The organism is Palleronia sediminis (assembly GCF_004358695.1).
GTDB classification, from domain to species: domain Bacteria; phylum Pseudomonadota; class Alphaproteobacteria; order Rhodobacterales; family Rhodobacteraceae; genus Palleronia; species Palleronia sediminis.
Genome location: NZ_SNAA01000001.1, coordinates 419,020 through 443,687, shown reverse-complemented (window position 1 = coordinate 443,687; position 24,668 = coordinate 419,020). Strand labels below are relative to the sequence as shown.

Annotated in this window: 20 protein-coding genes and 1 tRNA gene; 10 read left to right on the top strand and 11 right to left on the bottom strand. The window is 67.8% G+C overall.

Annotated elements, in window-relative coordinates; translation table 11 throughout:
* Positions 1-134: transposase (locus tag E2L08_RS02285; RefSeq protein ID WP_168771022.1), on the top strand; the 134-nt coding region annotated here is incomplete at its 5' end.
* Here E2L08_RS02285 and E2L08_RS02280 read toward each other — a convergent pair.
* The 3 genes from E2L08_RS02280 to E2L08_RS02270 all read right to left on the bottom strand — a co-directional run bounded on the left by E2L08_RS02280 (position 118) and on the right by E2L08_RS02270 (position 2,845).
* A complete protein-coding gene (locus E2L08_RS02280) occupies positions 118-1,227 on the bottom strand; it encodes a PriCT-2 domain-containing protein (RefSeq protein WP_133395414.1) in 1,110 nt (369 codons plus the stop codon). The two genes, E2L08_RS02285 and E2L08_RS02280, sit on opposite strands and share 17 nt — an antisense overlap.
* A 162-nt stretch (positions 1,228-1,389) precedes the next feature.
* On the bottom strand, positions 1,390-2,589 hold the full coding sequence (locus E2L08_RS02275; RefSeq protein WP_133395413.1) for a tyrosine-type recombinase/integrase: 1,200 nt from the start codon (positions 2,587-2,589) through the stop codon (positions 1,390-1,392).
* A gap of 182 nt (positions 2,590-2,771) precedes the next feature.
* Positions 2,772-2,845 (bottom strand) — tRNA-Cys (locus E2L08_RS02270).
* A gap of 167 nt (positions 2,846-3,012) precedes the next feature.
* Here E2L08_RS02270 and E2L08_RS02265 point away from each other — a divergent pair.
* The 4 genes from E2L08_RS02265 (at position 3,013) to E2L08_RS02250 (ending at position 6,609) form a co-directional block, all read left to right on the top strand.
* A complete protein-coding gene (locus E2L08_RS02265; RefSeq protein ID WP_133395412.1) occupies positions 3,013-3,666 on the top strand; it encodes a protein-L-isoaspartate O-methyltransferase family protein in 654 nt (217 codons plus the stop codon).
* Positions 3,663-5,081, top strand: coding sequence for a TolC family outer membrane protein (locus tag E2L08_RS02260; RefSeq protein WP_240757958.1), 1,419 nt, complete (start codon positions 3,663-3,665; stop codon positions 5,079-5,081). The genes E2L08_RS02265 and E2L08_RS02260 overlap by 4 nt, the downstream gene beginning before the upstream one ends.
* 70 nt (positions 5,082-5,151) lie before the next feature.
* Positions 5,152-6,009, top strand: a complete 858-nt coding sequence (locus E2L08_RS02255; RefSeq protein WP_133395411.1) for a hypothetical protein — start codon at positions 5,152-5,154, stop codon at positions 6,007-6,009.
* Positions 6,010-6,024: 15 nt separating this feature from the next.
* A complete protein-coding gene (locus E2L08_RS02250; RefSeq protein ID WP_133395410.1) occupies positions 6,025-6,609 on the top strand; it encodes a cobalamin biosynthesis protein CobQ in 585 nt (194 codons plus the stop codon).
* A gap of 71 nt (positions 6,610-6,680) precedes the next feature.
* On the opposite strand, the gene E2L08_RS02245 is transcribed toward E2L08_RS02250, so the two are convergent.
* Positions 6,681-6,998, bottom strand: a complete 318-nt coding sequence (locus E2L08_RS02245; RefSeq protein ID WP_133395409.1) for a DUF6280 family protein — start codon at positions 6,996-6,998, stop codon at positions 6,681-6,683.
* 213 nt (positions 6,999-7,211) lie between these two features.
* On the opposite strand from E2L08_RS02245, the gene efp reads away from it, so the two are divergent.
* Positions 7,212-7,775, top strand: a complete 564-nt coding sequence (gene efp, locus E2L08_RS02240; protein WP_133395408.1) for an elongation factor P — start codon at positions 7,212-7,214, stop codon at positions 7,773-7,775.
* 9 nt (positions 7,776-7,784) lie between these two features.
* Here the strand turns inward: efp and ygfZ are convergent, their stop codons facing one another.
* Together ygfZ and E2L08_RS02230 are read right to left on the bottom strand one after the other, a co-directional pair.
* Positions 7,785-8,543, bottom strand: a complete 759-nt coding sequence (gene ygfZ, locus E2L08_RS02235; RefSeq protein WP_133395407.1) for a CAF17-like 4Fe-4S cluster assembly/insertion protein YgfZ — start codon at positions 8,541-8,543, stop codon at positions 7,785-7,787.
* Positions 8,544-10,313: an ABC transporter ATP-binding protein gene (locus tag E2L08_RS02230; protein WP_133395406.1), complete on the bottom strand. Its 1,770-nt coding sequence runs from the start codon at positions 10,311-10,313 to the stop codon at positions 8,544-8,546. It lies immediately after the preceding gene.
* 102 nt (positions 10,314-10,415) lie between these two features.
* Between E2L08_RS02230 and E2L08_RS02225 the strand changes: the two genes are divergently transcribed.
* Positions 10,416-11,612: a pyridoxal-phosphate-dependent aminotransferase family protein gene (locus tag E2L08_RS02225; protein WP_133395405.1), complete on the top strand. Its 1,197-nt coding sequence runs from the start codon at positions 10,416-10,418 to the stop codon at positions 11,610-11,612.
* On the opposite strand, the gene E2L08_RS16930 is transcribed toward E2L08_RS02225, so the two are convergent.
* Both E2L08_RS16930 and E2L08_RS02220 read right to left on the bottom strand, forming a co-directional pair.
* Positions 11,609-11,785 carry a hypothetical protein gene (locus E2L08_RS16930; RefSeq protein WP_168771021.1) on the bottom strand — a complete coding sequence of 59 codons (177 nt, stop codon included), beginning with the start codon at positions 11,783-11,785 and terminating at the stop codon, positions 11,609-11,611. The two genes, E2L08_RS02225 and E2L08_RS16930, sit on opposite strands and share 4 nt — an antisense overlap.
* 181 nt (positions 11,786-11,966) lie before the next feature.
* Positions 11,967-15,116 (bottom strand): valine--tRNA ligase, encoded by a 3,150-nt coding sequence (locus E2L08_RS02220; RefSeq protein WP_133395404.1) that lies wholly within the window; start codon positions 15,114-15,116, stop codon positions 11,967-11,969.
* 153 nt (positions 15,117-15,269) lie between these two features.
* Here E2L08_RS02220 and E2L08_RS02215 point away from each other — a divergent pair, with 153 nt between their 5' ends.
* Entirely contained in the window at positions 15,270-17,579 is a 2,310-nt protein-coding gene (locus tag E2L08_RS02215; RefSeq protein WP_133395403.1) for a xanthine dehydrogenase family protein molybdopterin-binding subunit, read from the top strand.
* 84 nt (positions 17,580-17,663) lie between these two features.
* Here the strand turns inward: E2L08_RS02215 and metF are convergent, their stop codons facing one another.
* Complete coding sequence (gene metF, locus E2L08_RS02210; protein ID WP_133395402.1) at positions 17,664-18,521, bottom strand: methylenetetrahydrofolate reductase [NAD(P)H]; 858 nt, start codon at positions 18,519-18,521, stop codon at positions 17,664-17,666.
* Positions 18,522-18,615: 94 nt separating this feature from the next.
* On the opposite strand from metF, the gene E2L08_RS02205 reads away from it, so the two are divergent.
* The gene (locus E2L08_RS02205) at positions 18,616-19,533 is read left to right on the top strand and encodes a LysR family transcriptional regulator (protein ID WP_133395401.1); all 918 of its coding nucleotides are present in this window, start codon (positions 18,616-18,618) and stop codon (positions 19,531-19,533) included.
* 75 nt (positions 19,534-19,608) lie between these two features.
* Positions 19,609-20,394, top strand: coding sequence for an inositol monophosphatase family protein (locus E2L08_RS02200; RefSeq protein WP_133395400.1), 786 nt, complete (start codon positions 19,609-19,611; stop codon positions 20,392-20,394).
* Between the two features lie 8 nt (positions 20,395-20,402).
* On the opposite strand, the gene E2L08_RS02195 is transcribed toward E2L08_RS02200, so the two are convergent.
* Together E2L08_RS02195 and putA are read right to left on the bottom strand one after the other, a co-directional pair.
* Positions 20,403-21,125 carry a rhomboid family intramembrane serine protease gene (locus tag E2L08_RS02195; RefSeq protein WP_133395399.1) on the bottom strand — a complete coding sequence of 241 codons (723 nt, stop codon included), beginning with the start codon at positions 21,123-21,125 and terminating at the stop codon, positions 20,403-20,405.
* Positions 21,126-21,205: 80 nt separating this feature from the next.
* Positions 21,206-24,589 carry a bifunctional proline dehydrogenase/L-glutamate gamma-semialdehyde dehydrogenase PutA gene (putA, locus tag E2L08_RS02190; RefSeq protein WP_133395398.1) on the bottom strand — a complete coding sequence of 1,128 codons (3,384 nt, stop codon included), beginning with the start codon at positions 24,587-24,589 and terminating at the stop codon, positions 21,206-21,208.
* Between the last annotated feature and the right edge of the window lie 79 nt (positions 24,590-24,668).

Below are 24,668 nucleotides of genomic sequence, written 5' to 3'. Positions count from 1 at the left end.
AGCGGCGCAACCGCATCGAGATCATGTTCGGTAGGTTGAAAGACTGGCGTCGCATCGCCACCCGCTACGACAGATGCCCGAAGGTCTTCCTCTCCGCCATCGCCCTCGCCGCAACCGTCATGTTCTGGTTATGAATCCTGACCCTAGGCTTGAAGAACCGCCTGAAAGCCGAGACCAACCTGTCTCGTGGATCAACGTTGCCATGCGCACCGGATTCTTTGAACCCTTAAAGGATTTCCAGACGCGAAAAGTGTCCTCAGCATCAAACTTCGCTGACCGCTTGGACCATTCGCACCAGCGGTCGAAGCCTTTCTTCGTCCCCTCAAACTGATGATGCAGGGCGGCTCCCACGGTAAGCCAATGATCCCGATCTTCCACCCAATTTTCGGGCAGCAGTGACAGGATTTCGGCTACTTCCCCGGATGTCAAATCCAGCGGTTGGGCCGCAAGGATCGTCTCTAGGTAAGTATCATCGTCATCGGTATCATCCAGCATGATCGGCTTATCCGCACGCGCTCCAAGCCCCTCCTGCGTTGCTGCGCTGACCTTCATCATGATGGGGAAGACAAGTTCCGGCTTGCGCTCCCATCGATAGGGCAAGCCGGTGTCGGGGTGTATGGAAGGTGGCAAGACGGCCTGAGAGCCTGTGCCCAAGAGGTCGATTTCCCAATCGTACTTCTTCACGTCACGACCCTTTCGGGGATCGAAGACCATCGTGAAACCTTCAGAACGCGCCATCTTTTTCTTGCGGAATGGGGTGTCTGTCAGAAAATAGATATGTCGGGACTCGCCGCCGCTGCCACTGATCACCGTAGGCAGTGATCTGGCATCCGGCAGAACTTGCAGAAGCGCCGTCCAAGCTACATCAGCTTTGCTTTCGTCCCGAACGTCGAGGTCCATGACATGCAGGAAGTCTTGGTCGATCATCGAAGGCGTACCCAAGCGGATGCCGATGTTCTGTCCGGCGCGATAGTCTTGGGCAAGTTGCTGTAGCGTTTGGTTCGGAACCTCTGACCAGTCGCGCGAGGCGGGACGTTTCTCGCCGGGCACGAGCCAGTGAACAGATGCGCCTGCTTCGATCAGGTCGTGGTTCGCATTCAAGAAGGCGATGTTTCCGCTCGGCGGTCTTGAAGCGGTTGGTTGGATGTCATTGAAGCCCAGCAGGTCGGATAGATCGGTGTTGCTATGGCCTTGAAAAGGGCCATGATCATCGCCATTTGTTGACATATAAATTTCCTCATAGGGTCATCGGGTGCCAGCCCGGTGGCCCTGTTCTTTTGCGCACCACGCGCAGAATGAAACAGGATCACAAGTGCGATCTGGGGATCGCCGTGAGGAACGTCAAGTCACTGATAAAAAATAAGAAATAGTCATCTGTTGACTATCTGATTAGATGAACAGGTCGCTCAGGTCAGTGACTGACTTTTTCTCGGCTGCCTCGATGTAGTCGCTCCACCATTCGAGCATCCGCCGCCGTTCTGGCAGTAGCTGCGCTGCGTTGTAGGCGCGGCGAACTTTGTCCTTCGGTTCATGGGCAAGCTGCTTTTCGATAGCGTCGACCGACCACAGGCCGCTTTCGTTCAAGACGGTTGATGCCAGCCCGCGAAAGCCGTGAATCGTCGCCTTCCCGTGATACCCAAGGCGGTACATGCCGAACAGCATCGTGTTCTCGCTGATCGGCTTGCCGGTGCGACCGCCTGGTACGATCCATTCGGAATCCCCTGCAACTTCTTTCAACCGTGCCAGCACGTTTAGGCTCTGACGGGTCAAGGGCACGATATGGTCCCGGTTCATTTTCATGCGGGTGCCCGGTATCCGCCACACGTCCCCGTCTATCTCGCTCCACCTGCCGAACCTCAGTTCATTGGTCCGAACGAAGGTGTGCATCACAAATTCGATGGCGTGGCGGGTCTGCGGCTCACCATCATAGCGGTGCAACTTCCAAAGGAAGCCGGACAACTCGCCCGCTTCGATCCGTGCCATGTGCTTCACACGGGGGGTCGGTTTTAGTGCGCCGCGCAGGTCTGCGGCAGGGTCGCGGGACGCCCTTCCAGTGGCGATGGCGTAGCGCATGATTGCCCCGGTCGTCATTCGGATGCGCCCCGCCACATCGGGCGCTCGATCTTCAACGGGACGCAGCATGGTGAGAACTTGCGGCGCGGTCACTTCCGCGATGGCGGTTGCGCCGATGGCCGGGAAAACGTCACGTTCGAAACGGGACAGGATACGTTTGCTATGGGCATGGGACCAAGTGACTGACTGGGCCTTGATCCACTCTCGCGCCACAGTTTCGAAGCTATCCCCGGCAGGAGCGGTCAGCGCCGCCTTGGCATTTGCTCCAGGATCGCGCCCATCGGCCAGCGCCCGCTTGGCCTTGTCGCGCAGCGCCCGCGCATCGGCCAGCCTGACACCGGGGTAGGCACCGAACGACAGGACCTTTTCCTTGCCTTCGAACCGATAGCGCATTCGCCATAGTTTTCCGCCCGATGGCGAGACGAACAACAGGAGTCCTTCACCATCCGGCATTTTCCGTGGTTTTCCAGAGGGATCGGGCTTCGCGCCGCGGCAAGCTGCATCTGTTAGGGGCATTTGAATCGGTCCTGCGGGTATGTGGGTATCGACCCTTCGCAAAATACCCGCTTTCGATACCCACACAAGTTGCGTGGCCACAGTCGATCTTCGGTCAGAAGATGGTCCACAGTCAATTTTCTCAACGAAAACAAGACCTGTGCTTTGCGAAGATCGCAGGAGATCTATCGAAAAAGGGGGATTGGAGGCGAGTACCGGAATCGAACCGGTGTACACGGATTTGCAATCCGCTGCGTCACCACTCCGCCAACTCGCCAGCCGTGTGGTCAGCGCCGCTTAGCGGATGAGGCGTCGCGCTGCAAGGCGTAGTCGCGGGCAGGGGGGGATTGGGCCGCAAACCCGCGCATCGCGCGCCGCCAGCCGTTGCCCACCCCCGAGGGATGTGGCAAGCGTGAGGGGAGGCGCAGGTCATCGAGGACGAGCATGAGCGATTTCGCCGAAGCCAGACGGGTCATGGTCGATACGCAGGTCCGGCCATCCGACATCACGCTGTTTCCCATCATCGAGGCCATGCTCTCGATCCCGAGGGAGGAATTCGTGCCGTCGGCGATGCGCTCTACGGCCTATCTGGGCGAACATATCCCCATCGGTCCCGATCGCGTGATTCTCGACCCGCGCACGCTGGCCAAGCTGCTCGAGACCGCCGACATCCAGCCTACCCATCTCGTGCTCGATCTCGGGGCGGGGCATGGCTATTCGACCGCCGTGATCGCGCATCTGGCCGAGGCCGTCGTCGCGGTCGAGCCCGACGAGGCGCTGGCCCGCGAGGCCGAGAGCGCGCTGGCCGAAGCCGGGATCGACAATGCCGCCGTCGAATGTGCCGAGCTTGTCGATGGCGCGCCGGCCCATGCGCCCTATGACGTGATCGTGGTGCAGGGCGGGGTGCAGGTCGTGCCCGACGCCATCATCGCGCAGCTGCGCGAGGGCGGACGAATCGTCTGCCTCTTCATAGAGGGGCACTTGGGAACCTGCCGCCTGGGCATCAAGGTCGATGGCCGGATGAACTGGCGCTATGCCTTCAACGGGGATGCACCGGTGCTGCCGGGCTTTGCCAAGGTGCCGGAGTTCTCGTTGTGAGCGTGCTGCGCCGCGCGGTCCGCTGGGCGCGTCCGGGCGTTCTGGCCGCAGCTCTGGCGCTGCCCGCGGTTCCCGCCTCGGCCGAGACGCTGGCAGATGCGCTGGTGCTGGCCTACCGCCATAGCGGGCTTCTGGAAAAGAACCGCGCCGTTCTGCGCGCCGCCGACGAGGACGTGGCGCAGGCGGTCGCAACCCTGCGCCCGGTCATCGATTACGCGGTGTCGGCCAGCCGCAACTGGGTGTTTCCCAATGACGAGCCGGGCGGGTTCCTGTCCCCCGGCGTCAGCGATACGGCGACGAACAACGTGCAGGCGCAGATCACCGGCAGTCTGCTGTTGTGGGATGGCGGGGCGTCGCGCCTTGCGATCAGCGCGGCGAAAGAGGCGGTGCTCGCCACGCGCGAGGCGCTTGTGCAGGTCGAGCAGCAGGTGCTCGGCTCGGCCGTGCAGGCCTATCTCAACATCCAGGAGGCGCAGGCCTTCGTGAATCTGCGCCAGTCCAATGTCGCGCTGTTGCAGCAACAGCTCGACGCCTCGCGCGAGCGGTTCGAGGTGGGCGAGATCACCCGCACCGACGTCGCGCTGGCCGAGGCGCAGCTTGCCTCGGCACGGTCGCTGCTGGAACAGGCGCTGGGCGATGTCGAGATTGCCAAGGCGCAATATATCAACGTGGTCGGCGAGGTGCCGCGCAACCTCGCGCCCGTGACCACGCTGCCGCAGCTTCCGAACTCGGTCGAGGCCGCCATCGACGTGGCGAAAAAGACCCACCCCTCGATCCGGCAGGCGCAGCGGCTCGTCACCCTGGCCGAGATCAACGTGCTGCGCGCCGAACGTGCGATCCGCCCGCAGCTCAGCGCCAATACCAGCGTGTCGATCGACCAAGATTATACCGAACGCGCCTCGATCGGGCTCAATATCGGCGGGCCGATCTATCGCGGCGGCGCGCTGACCTCGCAATATCGCCAGGCGGTCGCGCGCCGCGACGAAGAGCGGGCCGATCTGCATGTCTCGGTCGACGATATCATCAACCAGGTGCGCCAGGCATGGGTGCAGCTCGACGTGGCGCAATCGCAGATCGCGGCGCAGCAGCTTGCCGTCCGTGCCGCCCGCGTCGCCTACGAGGGCCTTCAGGAAGAGGCGTCTCTGGGTGCGCGGACGCTTCTCGACGTGCTCGATGCCGAGCAGGATCTTCAGGATGCCCGCGCCAACCTCATCTCGGCCGAGATCAGCCGCTACGTCGCGGCCTATTCGATCCTGTCGACGATGGGTCTTCTGACGGTGGACCACCTTGGCCTTGGCATCGTGACCTATGATTTCTCGTTGTATTACAACGCGGTCGAGGATGCGCCGATCCGCAAGGTCAGCCCGCAGGGTGAAAAGCTCGACCGCCTGATCCGGTCGCTGGGGCGGCAGTAGCACGCGACGCCGATTGCCCGATGCCGCTCCGGGCGGTATCATCCCCGAAAAGAGCAGGTCGGACGCGGGCATGACAGAAGCCAGATCGAAGGATATCGAGGACGTTCTCGCGTCCATCAGGCGGCTCGTCGCCGTCGAGCCGCCGCGCGGGAAAGAACCTCCGCCGCGGCTGGTCCTGACCTCCGATCTGCGGGTCGGGCCGGGCCGCCCCGCCGCCGCGCCCGAGGACGAGGCCGCCGGCGTTTCCTTTGTCACGCGCAAGGCCTTCACCGGCAAATCGCTGCGCGAACGCATCGCCGAGCTCGAGGCGGCCGTTTCGCCCCGCCCCGATTTCGAGCCGGACGGCAGCGAGGACCAGGCCCCGCATCGCCCCACGGGCCTGCCCGAACGGGCCGAGCCGCGCATCCCCGAGCCGCGCATCACCACGGCGGCCGCGATGGATCCCAATGCCATCCTCGCCCCCGTGCCCGAGGTCGCGCCCAATGACGAGGGCTTCGTCCTGCCCGACGAGACCCCCCACCGCCCCTTTGCCGATTGGCAGGACGCGCCGCGGGGCGGCACCGACCGACCGCGCTTCGTGCTGGAACCCGTCGACGAGGTGACGCCGCTGCACAGTTTCGGCGGCGGCGATGCCCCCGCTGCGGCCGAAGAGACGACCGAAGACGATTGGCGCGGCACGAAACCCGCGCAGGACGATGCGGGCGGCTATACGGCGGTCGAGGATGTCGCGCCGGACGACACCGGCGACGGCCCCGAGCCCGCCGAGGACACGGCCGAGATCCTCGACGAGGACGACCTGCGCGACCTCATCGCCGAGATCGTCCGCGAAGAGCTTCAGGGCGAACTGGGTGAACGGCTGACCCGCAACATCCGCAAGCTGGTCCGCCGCGAGATCATGCGCGCGCTCAGCGCCAGCGAATTCGGCTGATCGGGGCGGCGCCGGTTGAACACCCCGGCGCATCTCTTGCTGGGCGGCGCGGTGTTCGGGCGCCGGGGCGACCGGGGGCTGACATGGGCGGCGCTGGCCGGCGGGCTCTTGCCCGACCTGTCGCTCTACCTCATGGCCGCGGTGTCCATCCTGCTGCTCGGCATCGGCCCCGACCGGGTGTTCGGCGAGCTCTATTTCTCGGGTGCCTGGCAGCTTGTCTTTGCCGTCGACAACAGTTTCGTCCTGTGGGGCATCGCGCTCGGCGCGGCATTGTGGTTGCGCTCGGGGCGGGGGGTGGCGTTGACCGGCTCGGCGCTGCTGCACCTCGTCTTCGACCTCCTGCTCCACCATGACGATGCCCGTCGGCATTTCTGGCCGCTGAGCGATTGGCGCTTTGCCTCGCCGGTATCCTATTGGGATCCCGCGCATGGCGGCGCCATCGTCGCGCCCATCGAAACGGCGCTGGCGCTGATCTGCGCCGGGATCATCCTGCGGCAGCGTCCGGGGCGGGTTCTGGGCGGGGTGGCGGTGCTGCTCGCGGCCGCGCAATTCGCGCCCTTCGTCGTCTGGGCGCTGGTCTTCGGCGGGCAGGGCGGCTGAGCCCCCGCCAAAACGAAGGGCGCCGCGTCGAGACGCGGCGCCCTTTCATCCATCCGGCAAGGCCTGTCCGATCAGGCGGCTTCGGCCTGCGCGGCGTTGCGACGTTCGCTTTCCTCGCGGCTGAGCGCGACCGAGGTGCGGACGCCGCGGCTGACAAAGGCCATCAGCCCCTTGACGACGCGATCGTTGGGGTCGATGCCGGCGCAGGTAAGGACCTCGCGACCGTCGCGGGAATTGGCCCAACGGGCGATCTGTTCGGGACCGTTGCCGTACTTCTTGTCGTCCGCGATCGCGTCGTCCAGCGCGGCCAGCACCACGGCGGCGAACAGCTTGCGGGCGCGGTTGCCCTGCTCGTGGTTGAAGGCGGTTCCGTCAACGAAGTTGGTCATTACACGTCCTTGTTCTTGTTCTTCCGGCTTGGGGGCCAGCGCCGGTATGGACGCTTTGGCAGCCGATAAGGGTCCCTATCTTCGAAAGGCACATATGCGTCTCACGCATGGCGGGCAAAACTCGGACGCCAGATGCCGCGTGTTGCACGTCGCCCAAACCGCCGATATAGGGAGCGCCATCTTCCTTTCAACAGTCTGACACAATTTGGCCACATGCCCAAAATCAACGGAAACGAGATCCGCCCCGGTGCCGTGCTCGACCACAACGGCGGCCTCTGGGCCGCGGTCAAGGTCGATCACGTCAAGCCCGGCAAGGGCGGCGCCTTTGCGCAGGTGGAACTGCGCAACCTGCGCAACGGATCCAAGCTGAACGAACGGTTCCGCTCGGCCGACAAGGTCGAACGCGTCCGGCTCGAGCAGAAGGACCAGCAGTTCCTCTACGAAAGCGACGGGATGCTCGTCTTCATGGATAACGAGACCTTCGAGCAGATCGAGCTTCCGGCCGAGATCCTGGGCGACCGCCGCCCGTTCCTCCAGGACGGCATGACCATCCAGATCGAATACTACGAATCCGAGGCGCTGAACGCGACCCTGCCGCAAAAGGTCGTCTGCAAGATCGTCGAGACCGAGCCCGTCGTGAAGGGCCAGACCGCGGCCAACAGCTTCAAGCCCGCGATCCTCGATAACGGCGTCAAGGTCATGGTCCCGCCCTTTGTCGGGCAGGACGAGGATATCGTCGTGAACACCGAGACGATGGAATACGCCGAACGCGCCTGAGCGCGCCGTTCAGATCAGCTTTTCCTCGAGCGACAGCTCGACGCCCCCGGCGTCGAGCGGCCCATCGGCGCGGTCGAAGCGCAGATAGGCCAGCGCGCGGTCGCCCGACACGGTATGCAGGGTGCCCGCCGGGCGTCCCTCGGCCGTGATCGTGGTGCCCGGTGCCGCATCGCCCGACAGCGCCACGCGCACCAGTCCTTTCCTTAGCTCGGTCTTGTGGTGCATCCGTGCGACGATCTCCTGCCCGACAAAGCAGCCCTTGCGGTAATCGACGCCGTTCAGCCGCTCGAACCCGAGCTCGAGGATGAAACTCTCGCCCGCGATCAGCTCGATCCCCGCCTGCGGGATGCCCAGCCGCACGCGCAACGCGTCCCAGTCGACCGGCTCGGCGCCGTCCCGGCCCCCGATGGCCCGCCAGCCCATGTCGGGGTGGCGGGGGTCGGCATGGGCGCCCTCGGGCGCGGGGCCGAGCCCGCGGCCGAGCCCCAGATCGATCGCCGCGATCTCGACCTTGCGGCGCAGCTTGTACATGTTCAGCCGCGCCAGCAGCCCGTCCGCCTGCGACGCGGCCACGTCGATCAGGAGCCTCCCGTCATCGCCCGCCCCGTCATGCGCGACAAAGAAATCGGCAAGGTACTTGCCCTGCGGCGTCAGCAGCGCGGCATAGGTCAGCCCCTCTGAGCGGCGGATATCGTTGGTGACGAGGTCTTGCAGGAAATCCACCCGCTCGGGGCCGGACAGGGCGATGATGCGGCGGGGGTCGGTCATTCAGGCGCTCCGGGCTTGGTCGATCTGCAGGCGATAGAGGTCGGCATAGATCCCGCCGCTTTCAAGAAGCGCGTCATGCGTGCCCTCCTGCACCACCCGGCCGGCGTCGAGCACGGCGATATGATCGGCGTCGCGCACCGTCGACAGGCGATGCGCTATGACCAGCGTCGTGCGGCCGCGCGACAGCTCGGCCAGCGCCTCCTGCACCAGCTTTTCCGATTGCGCATCGAGCGCCGAGGTCGCCTCGTCCAGCAGCAGGATCGGCGTGTCGCGCAGGATCGCGCGGGCGATGGCCACGCGCTGGCGCTGCCCGCCAGACAGGTTCGACCCGCGCGGCCCGGCCAGCGTGTCGAGGCCGTTGGGCAGCGTATCGGTGAAATCGGCCACCCGTGCCGCGACGATGGCCGCGCGCAGGCGATCCTCGGGGATGTCGGTACGGCCCAGCAGGATGTTCTCGCGGATGGTTTCGTCAAAGAGCAGCGCATCCTGGCTCACGACCGAGAACGCGGCCCTGAGCGAGGCCAGCGTCACCCCATGCGCGTCCTGCCCGCCGATCTCGACCCGGCCCGCCAGGGGCTCGGCCAGCCGGGTGAGCACTGCGAACACCGTCGTCTTGCCCGCGCCCGACGGCCCCACCAGCGCGGTGGTCTGGCCCGCCCGCGCGGTCAGGTTCAGCCCGTCGAGCACCGCGCGCCCGTCATAGGCGAGGTACAGGTCCGACAGCACGATCTCGGGCGGGCCGTCCAGCGCCAGGGCGGGCGCGCCGTCTGGCGCGGCGATGGCGGGGCGGGTGTCGAACACGTCATAGACATTCTCGAGCGAGGCCGCCGCCACCTGCAACACCCCCGCCGTGCCGCCCAGCCGCCGCAGCGGCTGGAACGCAAGCGCCATGGCGGTGAAGAACGACATGAACTCGCCCACCGTCTTGTCGCCCGACAGGATGTCCTGCCCGCCCAGCACCAGCACGCCGCAAAACCCGAGGCCCGTGACGATGTCGATCAGCCCCGGCAGCGTCGCCTTGCCCGCCTGGGTGCGGATCTGCTCGTGCACGATCCGGTCGACCACGCCGCGGAACCGGCCGAGCTGGTAATCCTCCATCCCGTTCAGCTTGACCGCGGCGATGCCGTGAAAGATCTCGTCGAGCCGCGTCGCCCGCAGCATCGAGGTACGCCGCATCGAGCGTGATTTCTTGCGGACGTATTTCTGAAGCACGACCGAGGGCAGGATCAGCAGCGGCACCGCGATCACCGCGGCCAGCGTCCATCCCGCGTCGATGGTGAGTGCCACGACCGAAAGCGACACCAGCGCCACGACATCGCGGCCGAGCCCCTGGATCAGAAGCTGCCAGACATTCTGCACCGCCATCGTGTCGCCCTGGACCTTTTCGATCAGTACGCCGGGGGCGTTCGCCTGGAAATAGCCCGGATCGAGCGTCATCAGGTGCCCCAGCATGTCGGTCTGCATCCGGGTCGAGGTCAGTTGCGCCACGCGCGTCAGGATGATGCGCTGCGCGACGCCGGTCACGGCGCGGATCACGAACAGCCCCAGGATGCCGCCGCCCACCCACCAGACCGCGCTGCCGTCGCCCTCGACGAAAACGCGGTCGAACATCGGCTGGAGCATCCAGCTCAGCAGCCCCAGCGTGCTGCCCTCGATCAGCATCAGCACGCCCGCCACGGCCAGCGCGACCCGGTGGCGGCGCACGTAGTCGCGCCAGAGCCGGCCCAGAAGGGCGCGGGCGGTTTCGGAAAGGACAGGAGGGCTCGCCATGGCCCGTGGCCCTAGCGCGGATCGCGGTCAAGGGAAAGCGCGGGGCCGATTGACGGGCGCGCGGCGCGGTCCTAGCCCTCGGGCTGCAACAAGGAGCCCGCCATGAGCCTCGCACACGGTCGCGAATATCTCGCCATCCCCGGCCCCTCGGTCATCCCCGATCGCGTGCTCAGGGCGATGCACCGGGCCGCGCCCAACATCTACGAGGGCGAGTTGGTCGAGATCACCGGCACCGCGCTGCGCGATCTCAAGGCGCTGGCCGGAACGGCGGGCGATTGCGCGATCTACATCTCGAACGGGCACGGCATGTGGGAGGCCGCGCTGGCCAACACCATCCGCCCCGGCGACCGGGTGCTGGTGCCCGTGGCGGGACGGTTCGGCCATGGCTGGGCCGAGCTTGCGCGCGATCTCGGCGCCGAGGTCGAGATCCTCGAATTTCCGACGACCGCCGCCGTCGACCCCGACCGCGTGGCCGAGGCGCTGCGCGCGGATACCGCGTACGGGTTCCGGGCCGTGCTGGCGGTGCTCACCGACACCTCGACCGGCATCCGCAGCGATATCGCTGCCCTGCGCCGCGTGCTCGACGATCTCGGCCATCCGGCGCTGCTGATGGCCGATTGCATCGCGAGTTTCGGCTGCGACCCGTTCGAGATGGACGATTGGGGCGTCGACGTGATGATTACCGCCAGCCAGAAGGGGCTGATGACGCCGCCGGGGCTGGGATTCGCGTTCTTCAACGCGCGGGCCGCGGCGGCGCGCGACCGGCTCGACCGGGTCAGCCCCTATTGGGACTGGCGCCCCCGTGCCGCGCCCGAAATGTTCTACCGCTATTTCTTCGGCACTGCGCCCACGCACCACCTCTTTGCCCTGCGCGAGGCGCTCGACATGATCGCCGAGGAGGGGCGGCAGGCGGTGCTCGACCGTCACGCGACGCTGGCACGCGCGCTCTGGGCGGCCTGCGATGCCTGGGGCCGGGGCGGGGCGCTTGCGCTCAACGCGGCCGATCCGGCGATCCGCAGCCATGCCGTCACCGCGATCTCGCTGCCCGGCGGGCCGGCCGACCGGCTGCGGGCATGGTGCGCGGCCGAGGCGGGCGTGACGCTGGGGATCGGGCTCGGCACCGGCGCGGCCACTGGCCCCGGCACGGGCGAGATGTTCCGCGTGGGTCATATGGGGCACGTGAATGCCCACATGCTGCTCGGCGTCGTCGGCGTGATCGAGGCGGGGCTGATCGCGCTCGATATTCCGCACGGGTCCGGCGGCGTCGAGGCCGCCGCGCGGGTCTGTGCAGGCCGCTAGGAAGCGTTGCGCCGCGCGCCGATCCGGCTGATGCCGCGATCGGCGGCATAGGTCACGCCCAGCGTCGCCAGCAACCCCAGCATCGCCCAGACGATCAGCAGCGCGATGAACAGCAGCGGCGCAAGCGTCGCGAGAAAGGCATTCGTGAAATCCGGGGCGGGCTGTCGTTCCATCGCGGCACCTCAGTCCTGTCTGGCATTGGTCGCATCCAGCAGGGCAACGGGCAAGCCCCGCGCAGGTTTCGCCGGGGCGGACGACGTGCCGCAGGTCGGGCCGATCCTGTGCTCGCCCCGCCTCGGCAGACGGGCCCCACGGCCGGCAGCGATGCCGCCGACCGCCCGTGGCGCGCCTCGGTCAGCCGAGCTCGGCCAGACGCTCCTGCGCCGAGCGGAGCCGGTCGCGCTGCGCCTCCTTCTCGGCGACGAGCGCGCGGGTCTCCTCGATCACGTCATCGGGGGCGCTGGCGAGAAAGCGGTCATTGCCGAGCCGCCCCGTCAGGCCGCGCAGGTCCTTGTCGAGCTTGCCCACCGTCTTGTCGAGCCGCGCGCGCTCGGCGGCGACGTCGATGATCTCGGCCAGGGGCAGGGCAAAGCTGCCGCCGCGCACGGGGATCGTGACCGACCCTTTCGGCGCCGCCTCGGCCTCGGTCAGCCGCTCGACCCGCGCGAGGCGGCGGATCAACTCGGCATTACGCTCCCACGCGGCGCGCCCATCCGTATCGAGCTCGGTCGTGACCAGTTCGACCTTGAGCCCTGCCGGCACGTTCATCTCGCCGCGCACCGACCGGATCTGTTCGATCAGATCGATCACCCACCCCATCTCGGCCTCGGCCGCGGGGTCGACCAGATCGGCGCCGAAATCGGGCCAGTCGGCGTGGACGAGCATCCCGTCGCGCGGCTGCTGGCCCCAGAGCTCTTCGGTGATGAAGGGCATGAAAGGGTGCAGAAGGATCAGGCAGTTATCCAGCACGAACGCCATCGTTTCGCGCGTCTCGGCGACCACCGCCGCGTCCTCCGAGGCGAAAAGCGGCTTGGCGACCTCGACATACCAGTCGCAGACACGGCCCCAGACAAAGGCGTAAAGCCCGTTCGCCGCATCGTTGAACCGGAACTCGGCCAGGGCGGTGTCGACCTCTTCGCGGATGCGCCCCAGCTCGCCCAGGATCCAGGCATTCGCGGTCTCGCGCGGGGTCGGGCGCGCGGGGCCGCTGGCGCCCACGCCGTTCATCTCGGCAAAGCGGAACGCGTTCCAGAGCTTGGTGCCGAAATTGCGATAGCCCGCCACGCGGTCCTTGGACAGCTTGAGGTCGCGCCCCATGGCCGCCATCGAGGCCAGCGTGAAGCGCACCGCATCCGCCCCGTATTCGTCGCAGAGCGACAGGGGGTCGATGACATTCCCCAGCGATTTCGACATCTTGCGGCCCTTTTCGTCCCGCACGAGCGCGTGGACATAGACCGTGTCGAAGGGGCGTTGCCCGACCATGGCGTATTGCATCATCATCATCCGGGCGACCCAGAAAAAGATGATGTCGAACCCCGTCACAAGGACCGAAGTGGGGAAATACCGCTCGAGCTCGGGGGTCTGCTCGGGCCAGCCGAGTGTGCCGACGGGCCACAGCCCCGACGAGAACCACGTATCCAGCACGTCGGGATCCTGCCAGACGGGATAGACCAGCCGCCCGGCATCCTGCGTGACGTTGTACTCGGCCAGCGACGCGGCAAAGGTATGTATGGCAGCCGCGCGATCCTCGACCTCGACGATGCGCGCGGCGTTGAGCGGATGGGGAAGGGCGGCGATATCGTCGCGGAACCCCTCGATGACTCCCTCGAACCGGGCCGCGCATTGCCGGCGCTGGCCGGAATGAACCAGCCGGTCCTTCGTCAGCAGCGAGATCAGCTCGACCTCGTCCAGCGCATCGTCGCCCTCGTCGTCGCGAAAGCTTTCGGAGTGCAGGTCGAGCCCGTACCACACCGGCACCCGGTGCCCCCACCAGAGCTGGCGCGAGATGCACCACGGCTCGATATTCTCGAGCCAGTGGAAATAGGTCTTGGCGTCGCGCTCGGGCAGGATGCGCACCTCGCCCTGCCGCACCGCGTCGATCGCCGGGCCGACGATGCGCGCGGCGTCGACGAACCACTGATCGGTCAGCATCGGCTCGATCACCACCTTGGAGCGGTCGCCGAAGGGCTGGGTGATCGTCTTTTCCTCGACCAGTGGCACGAGCTGGTCCAGCCGGGTCTCGCCGCCCTCCTCGGGGGCCGCGGGCGCGGCCGCCTGCGCGCCCAGCCGCGGATCGGTGGCGGGCACCATGACCGCCAGCCCTTCGGCGGTGATATCGGCCACGACCCGAGCACGCGCCTCGAACCGGTCGAGGCCGCGATACTCTTCGGGCACGAGGTTGATCTCGGTCGCGTCGCTCGGGGCGTCCTCTTCGCCGCGGGCGATCCGGCCGGCGCGGGCGGCGGCCTCGGGATAGTCCAGCCCGTCCGCGCGCATCCGCCCCCTGGTGTCCATCAGTACGTAAAGCGGAATGCCGTTGCGGGTCGCGACACCGTAATCGTTGAAATCGTGCGCACCCGTGATCTTGACCGCGCCCGAGCCGAAATCGGGGTCGGGATAGGGGTCGGTTATGATCGGGATCAGGCGCCGCTGCTCTTTCGGGCCAACCGGGATTTCGCAGAGTTTCCCAACGATTGGGGCGTAACGTTCATCCGATGGGTGAACTGCGACGGCCCCGTCGCCCAGCATGGTTTCGGGCCGGGTGGTCGCGATCGAGATATAGTCGCGCTGTTCCTCGAACAGCACCGCGCCATCCTCGTCGCGCTCGACATAGGTATAGGTCTCGCCTCCTGCGAGCGGGTATTTGAAATGCCACATATGGCCGGGCCGGTCGATGTTTTCGACCTCGAGATCGCTGATCGCCGTCTCGAAATGCGGATCCCAGTTCACCAGCCGCTTGCCGCGATAGATGAGCCCCTTGTCGTAGAGATCGACAAAGGCGCGGATCACCGCATCGTGGAAATTGCCCTCTTCGCCCTCGGGGGCGCCGGGGGCGCCCGACATGGTGAACGCCTCGCGCGACCAGTCGCAGGACGCGCCCAGCCGCTTGAGCTGTTCCTTGATGTTGCCGCGCGACCGGCGCTTCTGCTCCCAGACCAGCGCGGTGAACTCGTCGCGGGTCATGTCGGTGCGGCGGCGGTTCGTCTTGGCCAGCTCGCGCTCGACGACCATCTGCGTGGCGATGCCCGCGTGATCGGTGCCGGGCTGCCATAGCGTGTCATGCCCGCGCATCCGGTGCCACCGCACGAGGATGTCCTGCAACGTGTTGTTGAAGGCATGCCCCATATGCAGCGCGCCGGTGACGTTGGGCGGCGGGATCATCACCGAAAAGGCGGGCGCGCCCGGCCGCGCGTTCGCCCCGGCGGCAAAGGCGTTCGCCGCGTCCCAGGCGTCGTAGATGCGCGGCTCGGCCGCGCTCGCGTCGAAGTTCTTGTCCAAGGCCATGCGCGGCGCCCTTTTTCGATGATCTCGTGGCTGTCGAGCGTCGGGATAGCCAATCGCTGCTGAAAGGGAAAGGTCGCGGGCGGCGGCACGGCTTTCCCCCGGCGCGCGAACCGCCTAGATCGTCGGGGGGACATCACGGGAGGGGTCGCGACGATGCAGCCATTCGGGAAAAGCCAGTCGGTCGCCCGGCGCGAGGATATCCGCTTTCTCACCGGGGCGGGGCGCTATGTCGACGATATCGCCCCCGAGGGCGCGCTGGTCGCGGTCTTTGTCCGCGCGCCGGTGGCCCATGCGCGGATCGTCTCGATCGACCTGGAACCCGCGCGCGCCATGCCGGGCGTGGCCATGGTGCTCGACGCGGCGGGGGCCGTCGCGCTCGGCGCCGATCTCGGCATGGGCTATACCTGCGCGCCCGACCGCCGCGGCGGGACCGGCGCCGCGCCCGAGCGGCCCTTTCTCGCCCGCGGCCGGGTTCGTTTCGTGGGCGAGCCGGTGGCGATGGTGGTGGCCGCGACGCGGGCGCAGGCGCTCGACGCCGCCGAGGCGGTCGAGATCGAGTATGACGACCTGCCCGCCAAGATCGACCTGGCACCCGGCGGTGCGCCGCTGCATGACGAGGCGCCCGACAACCTCGCCCTCGACTATGCCATGGGCGACGAGGCCCGGGTCGAGGCCGCGCTTGCCGCCGCCGCGCATCGCGTCGCGATCACGCTTGCCGACAACCGCATCCACGCCGCCACGATGGAGCCGCGCAACTGTTTCGCCACATGGGACGGCACGCGCCTCTCCATGACCTATGGCGGGCAGGGGGTCTGGGATCTCAAGGACGAGCTCATCGCGCGGCTGAACCTCGCCCCCGAGGCGGTTCACGTGACGACCCCCGATGTCGGCGGCGGCTTCGGCATGAAGGGGATGAACTACCCCGAGTATTTCGCCGTCGCCCTTGCCGCGCGCGAGACCGGCCGCCCGGTGAGGTGGAGCGCCGACCGTTCGGAATCGATGCTGACCGACAATGGCGGGCGCGACCTCGTCTCAGCCGTCGAGATGGGGTTCGATGCCGATCTGCGGCTGGTCGCCTATCGCGTCGACAACCTGTCGAATCTCGGCGCCTACAACTCGAATTTCGGGCAGATGATCCAGTCGCACCTGTTCGCCCGCGTCCTGACCGGGGTCTATGACGTGCAGGCCGCCTATCTGGGCTGCCGCGGGATCTATACCAACACCGCGCAGGTCGACGCCTATCGCGGGGCGGGCCGCCCCGAGGCGATATTCGCGCTCGAGCGGGCGATGGACCGCGCCGCGCGCGAGCTCGGCGTCGATCCGTGGGATCTGCGGCGCCGCAACTTCATCGCGCCCGACCGGTTCCCCTATACGACCGTCTCGGGCGAGACCTACGATGTCGGCGATTTCCCCCGCCTGCTGGATCGCGCGGCCGAGGCTGCCGATCTTGCCGGGCTGCCCGCGCGTCGCGCGGCGTCGCGCAAGGCGGGGCGCCTGCGGGGCGTGGGGCTTTGCTATTACATCGAGTCGATCCTCGGCTCGCCTGACGAAGGGGTGCAGATCGCCTTTACCCCGGATGGCGGGGCCGAGATCCGCGTCGGCACCCAGTCGAACGGGCAGGGGCACGAGACCGTCTTTGCCCGGTTCCTTTCGGACCAGACCGGCATCCCGGTCGAACGCATCGCGGTGGTGCAGGGCGATTCGGACCTGATCGCCGCGGGCGGCGGAACGGGCGGCTCGCGTTCGGTCACGGTCCAGACGAACGTGACGCTAAAGGCCGTGGGCGAGATCGTGGCCGGGCTCGGGGCCTTTCTGGCCGAGCGTGTCGGCGTCCCGCCGTCCGATGTGTCGTTCGACGACGAACGGTTCCGCCTGCCCGGTTCGAACGAGACGCCGACGATGCTCGAGGCCGCGGCGGCCGCGCGCGACGCGGGGCGCGAGGATCTGCTGACATGGCGCTGCGAGGCGACGCTTCGGGCGCGGTCCTTCCCCAACGGGGCGCATGTGGCCGAGGTCGAGATCGACCCCGAGACCGGCCGGATCGCCATCGACCGCTATACCGTGATCGACGATTTCGGAAACCTGATCAACCCGATGCTGGCCGAAGGTCAGGTGCATGGCGGGGTGGTGCAGGGCTTGGGACAGGCCCTGTCCGAGCAGGTGGTCCACGACGCCGACGGGCAGCTCCTCAGCGCGAGCTTCATGGATTACGCGGTGCCGCGCGCAGCCGACATGCCGCGCATATCGTTCGAGAACGTGCCGGTCCCGTCGACCGCGAACGCCATGGGGATGAAGGGCTGCGGCGAAGCGGGGACGGTCGGTGCGCTGGCCGCGGTCGCCAACGCGGTGGAGGATGCGCTCTGGCCGCTGGGGGTGCGCGATCTGGACCTGCCGATGACCCCCCACCGCGTCTGGGAGGCGATCCGCCGCGCCGCCCCGCTCGAAGAGATCGCGGCCGAGTAGGGCGCGGGCGATTGCGGCATCCGTGAAAGAGAACCGCCCCCATAGCGGCTATGGGGGCGGTTCGTTGTTCGAATCGTGCAAGCCTCAGGCGACGTGCTGCAACGCCGGCTCGGGCGCGAGACCGAGCGCAAAGACCACGTCGCGGGTCAGGTTCGGCTTGTTCAGCGTATAGAAATGCAGATCCCCGACGCCCTCGGCCAGAAGGTCGCTGCACATCTCGGTGCAGAGCGACGTGGCCAGCAGGTCGCTGCGATCGTCGCGCTCGGCCTTGGCAAAGGCGTCCTCGACCCATGCGGGGATCGGTGTGCCGCAGCTTTCGGCGAACTTGCGAACGCCCTTCCAGTTCTCGATGGGCAGGATGCCCGGCACGATGGGCGCGGTGATCCCGGCCGCGACGCAGCGATCACGGAAGCGTAGGAAACTCTCCGTCTCGAAAAAGAACTGCGTGATGGCCGATTGCGCGCCCGCGTCGATCTTGCGCTTGAGCCATTCGACATTGGCCTCGGCCGACGCGCTTTCGGGATGCCCGTCGGGGTAGGCGCCCACGCGCAGGGTGAACTTGCCCGTCGCGGCCAGCGCCTCGATCAACTCGATCGAATTGGCGAACCCGTCCTCGTGGCGGCGGAACGCCCCGCCGCCCGGCATGTCGCCGCGCAGCGCCACCAGATCGGTGATGCCCGCCTGCGAATAGCTTTCGGCGATCTCGAGCGTCTCGGCCCGCGAGGCATCGACGCAGGTCAGGTGCGCCGCGACACGCAGCCCCGTGGCCTTGTTGATCGTGGTGACGGCCTCGTGCGTCAGCTTGCGGGTGGTGCCGCCCGCGCCATAGGTGACGGACACGAAATCCGGGGCCAGCGGCGCGAGGCTGTGGATCGTGTCCCACAGCCTGAAGGACGCCTCGAGCGATTTGGGCGGAAAGAACTCGAAACTGATGCGCGTCATGGTGGCGTCCCCGGATGTCTTTCCCGCTTGTCCCATGTCGTCCTGCGTGAGACAAACTCATAATCCTAAACTAGATCATGAGTTCCGCGCGGGTATGCACATCGAGATCCGGCACCTTCGGACGGTAAAGGCCATCCATGACGAGGGCGGGCTGGCGCGCGCCGCGTCGCGGCTCAACATCACGCAAAGCGCGCTGAGCCACCAGGTCAAGACCATCGAGGATCAGGCGGGCGTCGAGCTTTTCGTGCGCCGTGCCAAGCCCTTGCGCCTGTCCGCGGCGGGGCTCAAGCTCCTCCGCGCGGCCGAGCGGATCCTGCCCGAGATGGCCGCGCTCGAGGCCGAGTTCTCGGGGCTGCGCTCGGGGCGGTCGGGGCGGCTGCATATCGCCATCGAATGCCACGCCTGTTTCGAGTGGCTGTTTCCCGTGCTCGAACAGTTCCGCCGGGCCTGGCCCGATGTCGATATCGACATCCGCCCCGGCCTCGCCTTCGGCGCGCTGCCGGCGCTGCAACGCGAAGAGGTCGATCTCGTCGTGTCCTCCGATCCCGAAGATCTCGAGGGGGTCGAGTTCACGCCGCTCTTCGATTACGAGCCGGTCTTCGTCGCGGCCTCGGACCACCCGCTTGCCGCCAGGCCCTTTGTCACGGCCGAGGATTTCGCCGACCAGACGCTCATCACCTATCCCGTCGACCGCAGCCGGCTCGACGTGTTCACCGAACTGCTCGGCCCCGCCGGCGTCACCCCCGCGGCCATCCGACAGGTCGAACTGACGGCGATGATCCTGATCCTCGTCGCCTCGCAGCGCGGGGTCGCGGTCCTGCCGGACTGGGTGGTGCGCGACGTGCGGATGGATGGCGACTATGTCACCCGCCCGCTGACCGAGACCGGCGTGACCAAGCGGCTCTTTGCGGCCACCCGTCTCGACGACACGCGGCTGCCCTTCATGGCGCATCTGCTGCGACTGGCCCGGACCGAACCGCTCAAGCTGCAACGCCGCCCCGCGGCCGAGTGACCGGCGCGCGCTCCGGCTTGGCATTCCGGGGGCAAGGGCTTAGGTCCGCACTCCAAGCCATTTCGGGAGCCGCAGATGCAGGGCAGCGCCAATATCAACATCATGGTCAAGGCCGTCCGCGCCGCCGGCCGCAAGCTGGTCCGCGACTTCCGCGAACTCGAGAACCTTCAGGTTAGCCCCGCCGGTGCGGCCGATTTCGCCGCGCGGGCCGAGGTGGCCGCCGCCGCCCCGCTGGCCGAGACGCTGCGCGGCGAGCGGGCGAATTACGGCTGGCTCGCCCGCGGCGCCGAGGAGGTGGCCGGCACCGACCCCACCCGCCGCTGGATCGTCGATCCGCTGGACGGCGCGGCGAACTACGCGCACGGGCTCGCGCATTGGGCGATCTCGGTCGCGCTCGAGCACAAGGGCGAGATCGTCGCCGCGGTGGTGTTCGACGCCGCCAAGAACGAGCTGTTCGGCGCCGAAAAGGGCGCGGGCGCGTTTCTCAACGATACGCGGATGCGGGTCTCGGGCCGCGGGCGGCTGATCGAGGGCGTGTTCGCGACCGGTATTCCGGGCGGCGCCCGTGCCGACCTGCCGCTGGTGCTCAAGGATCTCGGCCGCCTCGCCCCCGCCTCGGGCGGCATTCGGCGGATGGGGGCGGCCTCGCTCGACCTGGCCTATGTCGCGGCCGGCCGGTTCGACGGCTACTGGGAGCGGCGCGTCCGCCCCTGGGAGGTCGCGGCCGGGATGCTGCTGGTGCGCGAGGCGGGCGGCCTGACCGCGCCCATCGCGGGCGAGACGGTGTTCGACGGCGAAACGCTCGTCGCCGCCAACGCCGACATGTTCGACAGCCTCGCCAGGCTGCTGCGGCAGCAGTGACCCGCCGCTCAGCGGCGGCGCCCGGCCCGCGGGACGGTCGAGCGGCGCAGCGGATATGTCGCCTGCGGATGCGGCGGCTGTCCGCGCGTGCGCGACCAGAAGGCCGGGCCGCCGAATGACAGCCAGACCGGGATCGTCAGCAGCAGACCGGCGGCGAACCCCCCCGCATGGGCCCAGTAGGCGACGCCGCCCACCCCGCCCGGCGTCGCGGTGCCCGAGACGACCTGCATCGTGAACCAGATCCCCAGCACGACCCAGGCGGGGATGGGAAAGACGCGGAAGAACACGATCAGGATGATAAGCACATCGACCCGCGCGCGCGGAAACAGCAGCAGATAGCCGCCCATCACGCCCGCGATCGCCCCCGAGGCGCCGACCATCGGGATGGTCGATGACGGCTCGGACGCGGCCTGTCCCAGCCCGGCCGCGACGCCCGACAGCAGATAAAAGCCCAGAAAGGGCAGCGCGCCCATCCGGTCCTCGAGATTGTCGCCGAAAATCCACAAAAACAGCATGTTGCCCGCGAGATGCAGCAGCCCGCCATGCAGGAATTGCGAGGTGAGAAAGGTCGAGGGCGCCGAAAGGGCAGGGATCAACGCCCAATCCGCCATGAAGCGCAGATCGTTCAGATAGGGCGCCGTCGCGGCGAAGACGACCACGTTCAGCACGATGAGCGCGTAGGTCACGACCGGCACGCGGCTCGAGGGGTTGTGGTCGCGGATGGGGAACATGACGCCAAGAGTTGGGGGCCGGACGCGCGGCGTCAAGCGTCCGGCCATGGGTATTTTTCAAAGAGAAGACGGGGGCGGCGTCAATCGCCCCCGATCTCGGCGCGGGCGGCCTCGGCCAGCAGCGCGGCATTGCCGCCCGAGGCGGTGGTGTCCACGCAAAGATGCCGTTCGTGCAGCACGTCGGGCACCGTCACATCGCCCCGCACCAGCCCGATGAGCGGGCCGTCGCGGGCGGCCAGCCGCCGCGCGATGTCGCGGGCGGTCTCGTCGTCGCCCCACCAGACCACGGCCCCGAAGGGTGCGCGTGTCTCGAGATCGGGGATCGAGGCCAGCCGCTCGGCCGCGCCGCCCAGCGCCTCGACCTGCTCGGCCTGCGCCGCGCGGTCCCGGTCGGTCGGCCCCAGGCACAGCACCGGTGGGCGCGGCCTGAGCATGAGGCGGTTCGATTCGCCCGTCGGGCCGGGCAGGTCAATTGGCGATTGCGGCCGCGGCGGATGATGGGGCTGCGCGAAACGGGGCAGGTAGAACGGGCCGCCCGCCTTGGGCCCGGTGCCCGACAGCCCCTCGCCGCCGAAGGGCTGCGAGCCGACGATGGCGCCGATCTGGTTGCGGTTCACGTAGAGGTTGCCCGCCTCGATCCGGTCGGTCACATGCTCGACCCGGTCGTCGATGCGGGTATGCAGCCCGAAGGTCAGGCCGTAGCCGGTGCCGTTGATCGCGTCGATCACGCGGTCGATGTCGCGGGCCTTGAAGGTCGCCACATGCAGCACCGGGCCGAAGACCTCGCGCTCCATCTCGGAGATCGAGTTCACCCCGATGAGGCAGGGCGCGAGGAAGTGCCCCCGCTCGGGCGCCTCGATCTGGTGGAGCAGCCGCCCCTCGGCCTCGGCCGCCGCGACATAGTCGGCGATGTTGCGATGCGCCTCGGCGTCGATGAGCGGCCCGCTGTCGGAGCGCAGGTGCCACGGATCGTCGAGCCGGAACGCGTCCATCGCGCCCTTGAGCATCTCGATGAAATCCTCGGCGATATCCTCTTGCACATAGACGCAGCGGCAGGCCGAACAGCGTTGCCCGGCCGATTGGAAGGCCGATTGCAGCAGCGCCGCGACCGCCTGTTCGGGCAGGGCGGTGCTATCGACGATCATCGCGTTCAGCCCGCCCGTCTCGGCGATCAGCACCGCCGAAGGATCGCAATGCTCGGCCATGGCCTGCTTGATCTTGCGCGCCGTCGCGGTCGAGCCGGTGAAGGCCACGCCGTTCACCCGCGCATCGCCCGTCAGCGCCGCGCCGGTCTCGGTGCCGCCCGGCAGCAATTGCAGTGCCGCACGCGGCACGCCGGCCTCGTGCAGCAGCCTTGTCGCACGGGTCGCGATCAGCGGCGTCTGCGGTGCGGGCTTGGCCAGCACGGCGTTGCCTGCGGCCAAAGCGGCGGCGATCTGGCCGGTAAAGATGGCGAGCGGGAAGTTCCAGGGCGAGATGCAGGTGAAGCGTCCCATGGGCGGGGTCGCCAGATCCTCGATCCGGGTGGCGTAGTAGCGCAGGAAATCGACCGCCTCGCGCAGTTCGGCCACCGCGTCGAGGATGGTCTTGCCGGCCTCGCGCGCGAGAATGGCGAAGAGTTCGCCGAAATGCTCTTCGTAGAGGTCGGCGGCGCGGCGCAGCACGGCCGCGCGGGTCGCGGCATCGGCCTGCCATGGCTCGGCGGCGTCGAGCGCCGCGCTCGCATCCTCGGGGCTGGCCCAGGTGACGCGGCCCACGATCTCGTCGGGATGGGCGGGGTTGCGGATCTCGGCGGTCTCGCCCGCGGGGCGGTCGACGGCCAGCAGCGGCCCGCCCTCGAAGCTCGTGTCGCGGAACGGATCGCGAGCGGCGAAGATTTCCTCAAGGTGCTCGGCACAGGCAAGATCCCATCCGCGCGCGTTCTCGCGCTCGGGCAGGAAGATATCGGTGCCGGGCGTGACGGGCGCATTGCCGGGCAGGGTGGCAAAGGGATCGGCGGCCACCGTTTCGGGCGGCACGTCCTCGTCGACGATCTGGTTGACGAAGCTCGAATTGGCGCCGTTCTCGAGCAGACGCCGCACGAGATAGGCCAGCAGGTCGCGATGCGCGCCCACGGGGGCGTAGATGCGGCAGCGCGTGTCGTGATCGGCCATCACCATGTCGTGCAGCGCCTCGCCCATGCCGTGCAGGCGCTGGAACTCGAACTCGTCGCGACGGGCGCCGAGCTTGTCGGCGATATGCAGCACGGCACAGACCGAATGGGCGTTATGCGTGGCAAGCTGGGGATAGATCCGGTCGCGCAGGCGCAGCAGCTTGGCCGCGTTGGCGATAAAGCTCACATCGGTCGCCGCCTTGCGGGCAAAGACCGGGAACCGCGGCAGGCCCGCGACCTGGGCGCGCTTGATCTCGCTGTCCCAATAGGCGCCCTTGACCAGCCGCACCATCAGCTTGCGACCGTGGCGTTCGGCGGCCTCGGCGATCCAGTCGATGGCCACGTCGGCGCGGGGGCCGTAGGCCTGCACCACGATGCCGAACCCGTCCCAGCCGGCGAGGCGGTCGTCGCTCAGCACGCGCTCGATCACCTCGAGCGACATGGTCAGGCGGTCGGCCTCTTCGGCGTCGACGTTGAACCCGATCTTGAGCTTGGCGGCCTTGGCGGCGAGATCGGCCACGACGGGCACCAGCTCGTCCAGCACCCGGTCGGCCTGCGCGATTTCGTAGCGGGGATGCAGGGCCGAGAACTTGACCGAGATGCCGGGATTGCGGGCGATGTCGCCATGGGTCGCATGCTCGGCCATGCGATCGATGGCGTCGGAATAGGCGCGGCGATAGCGGTCGGCATCGCCATAGGTGCGCGCGGCCTCGCCCAGCATGTCGTAGCTGTAGGTATAGCCCTTTTGCTGCTGTTTCGCCGCCCGTTCGAGCGCGCGGTCCATGTCCTCGCCCAGCACGAACTGGCGGCCCATCTCGCGCATGGCGCGCTTGACTGCCTGTCGGATCACCGGCTCGCCCAGGCGCCGCAGCGCGCCGCGCAGCGACCTGAGCGGCGCGGTGTCGTCGTCGTCCAGCATCCGACCGGTCAGCATCAGCCCCCAGGTCGAGGCGTTGACCAGCGACGAGGACGATTTGCCCAGATGCGCGGACCATTCGCCGGGCGCGATCTTGTCCTCGATCAGCGCGTCGATGGTGGGCGCGTCGGGCACGCGCAGCAGCGCCTCGGCGAGGCACATCAGCGCGATGCCCTCGTCGGTGGACAGCCCGTATTCGGCCAGGAACGATTCCATCAGTCCGGGGCGGTCCATCTCGCGCAGGCGGCGCACATAGGCGGCGGCGCGGGCGACGATGCGCTCGCGCTCTGTCGGGGACAGGTCGGCCTGGTCCACCAGCTTGTCCAGCACCTTGTCCGCGTCGGGATATGGGCCGCGCGGCAGATCGGGTATCAGCAACTTCGTCAAATCGTCCATGGCGCGCGCCCTCTTGCTATCCGCATGAGATTAGAGCGAATTGAGCGGGCGAACAGACTGCAGATGCGCCCGCGGCCGG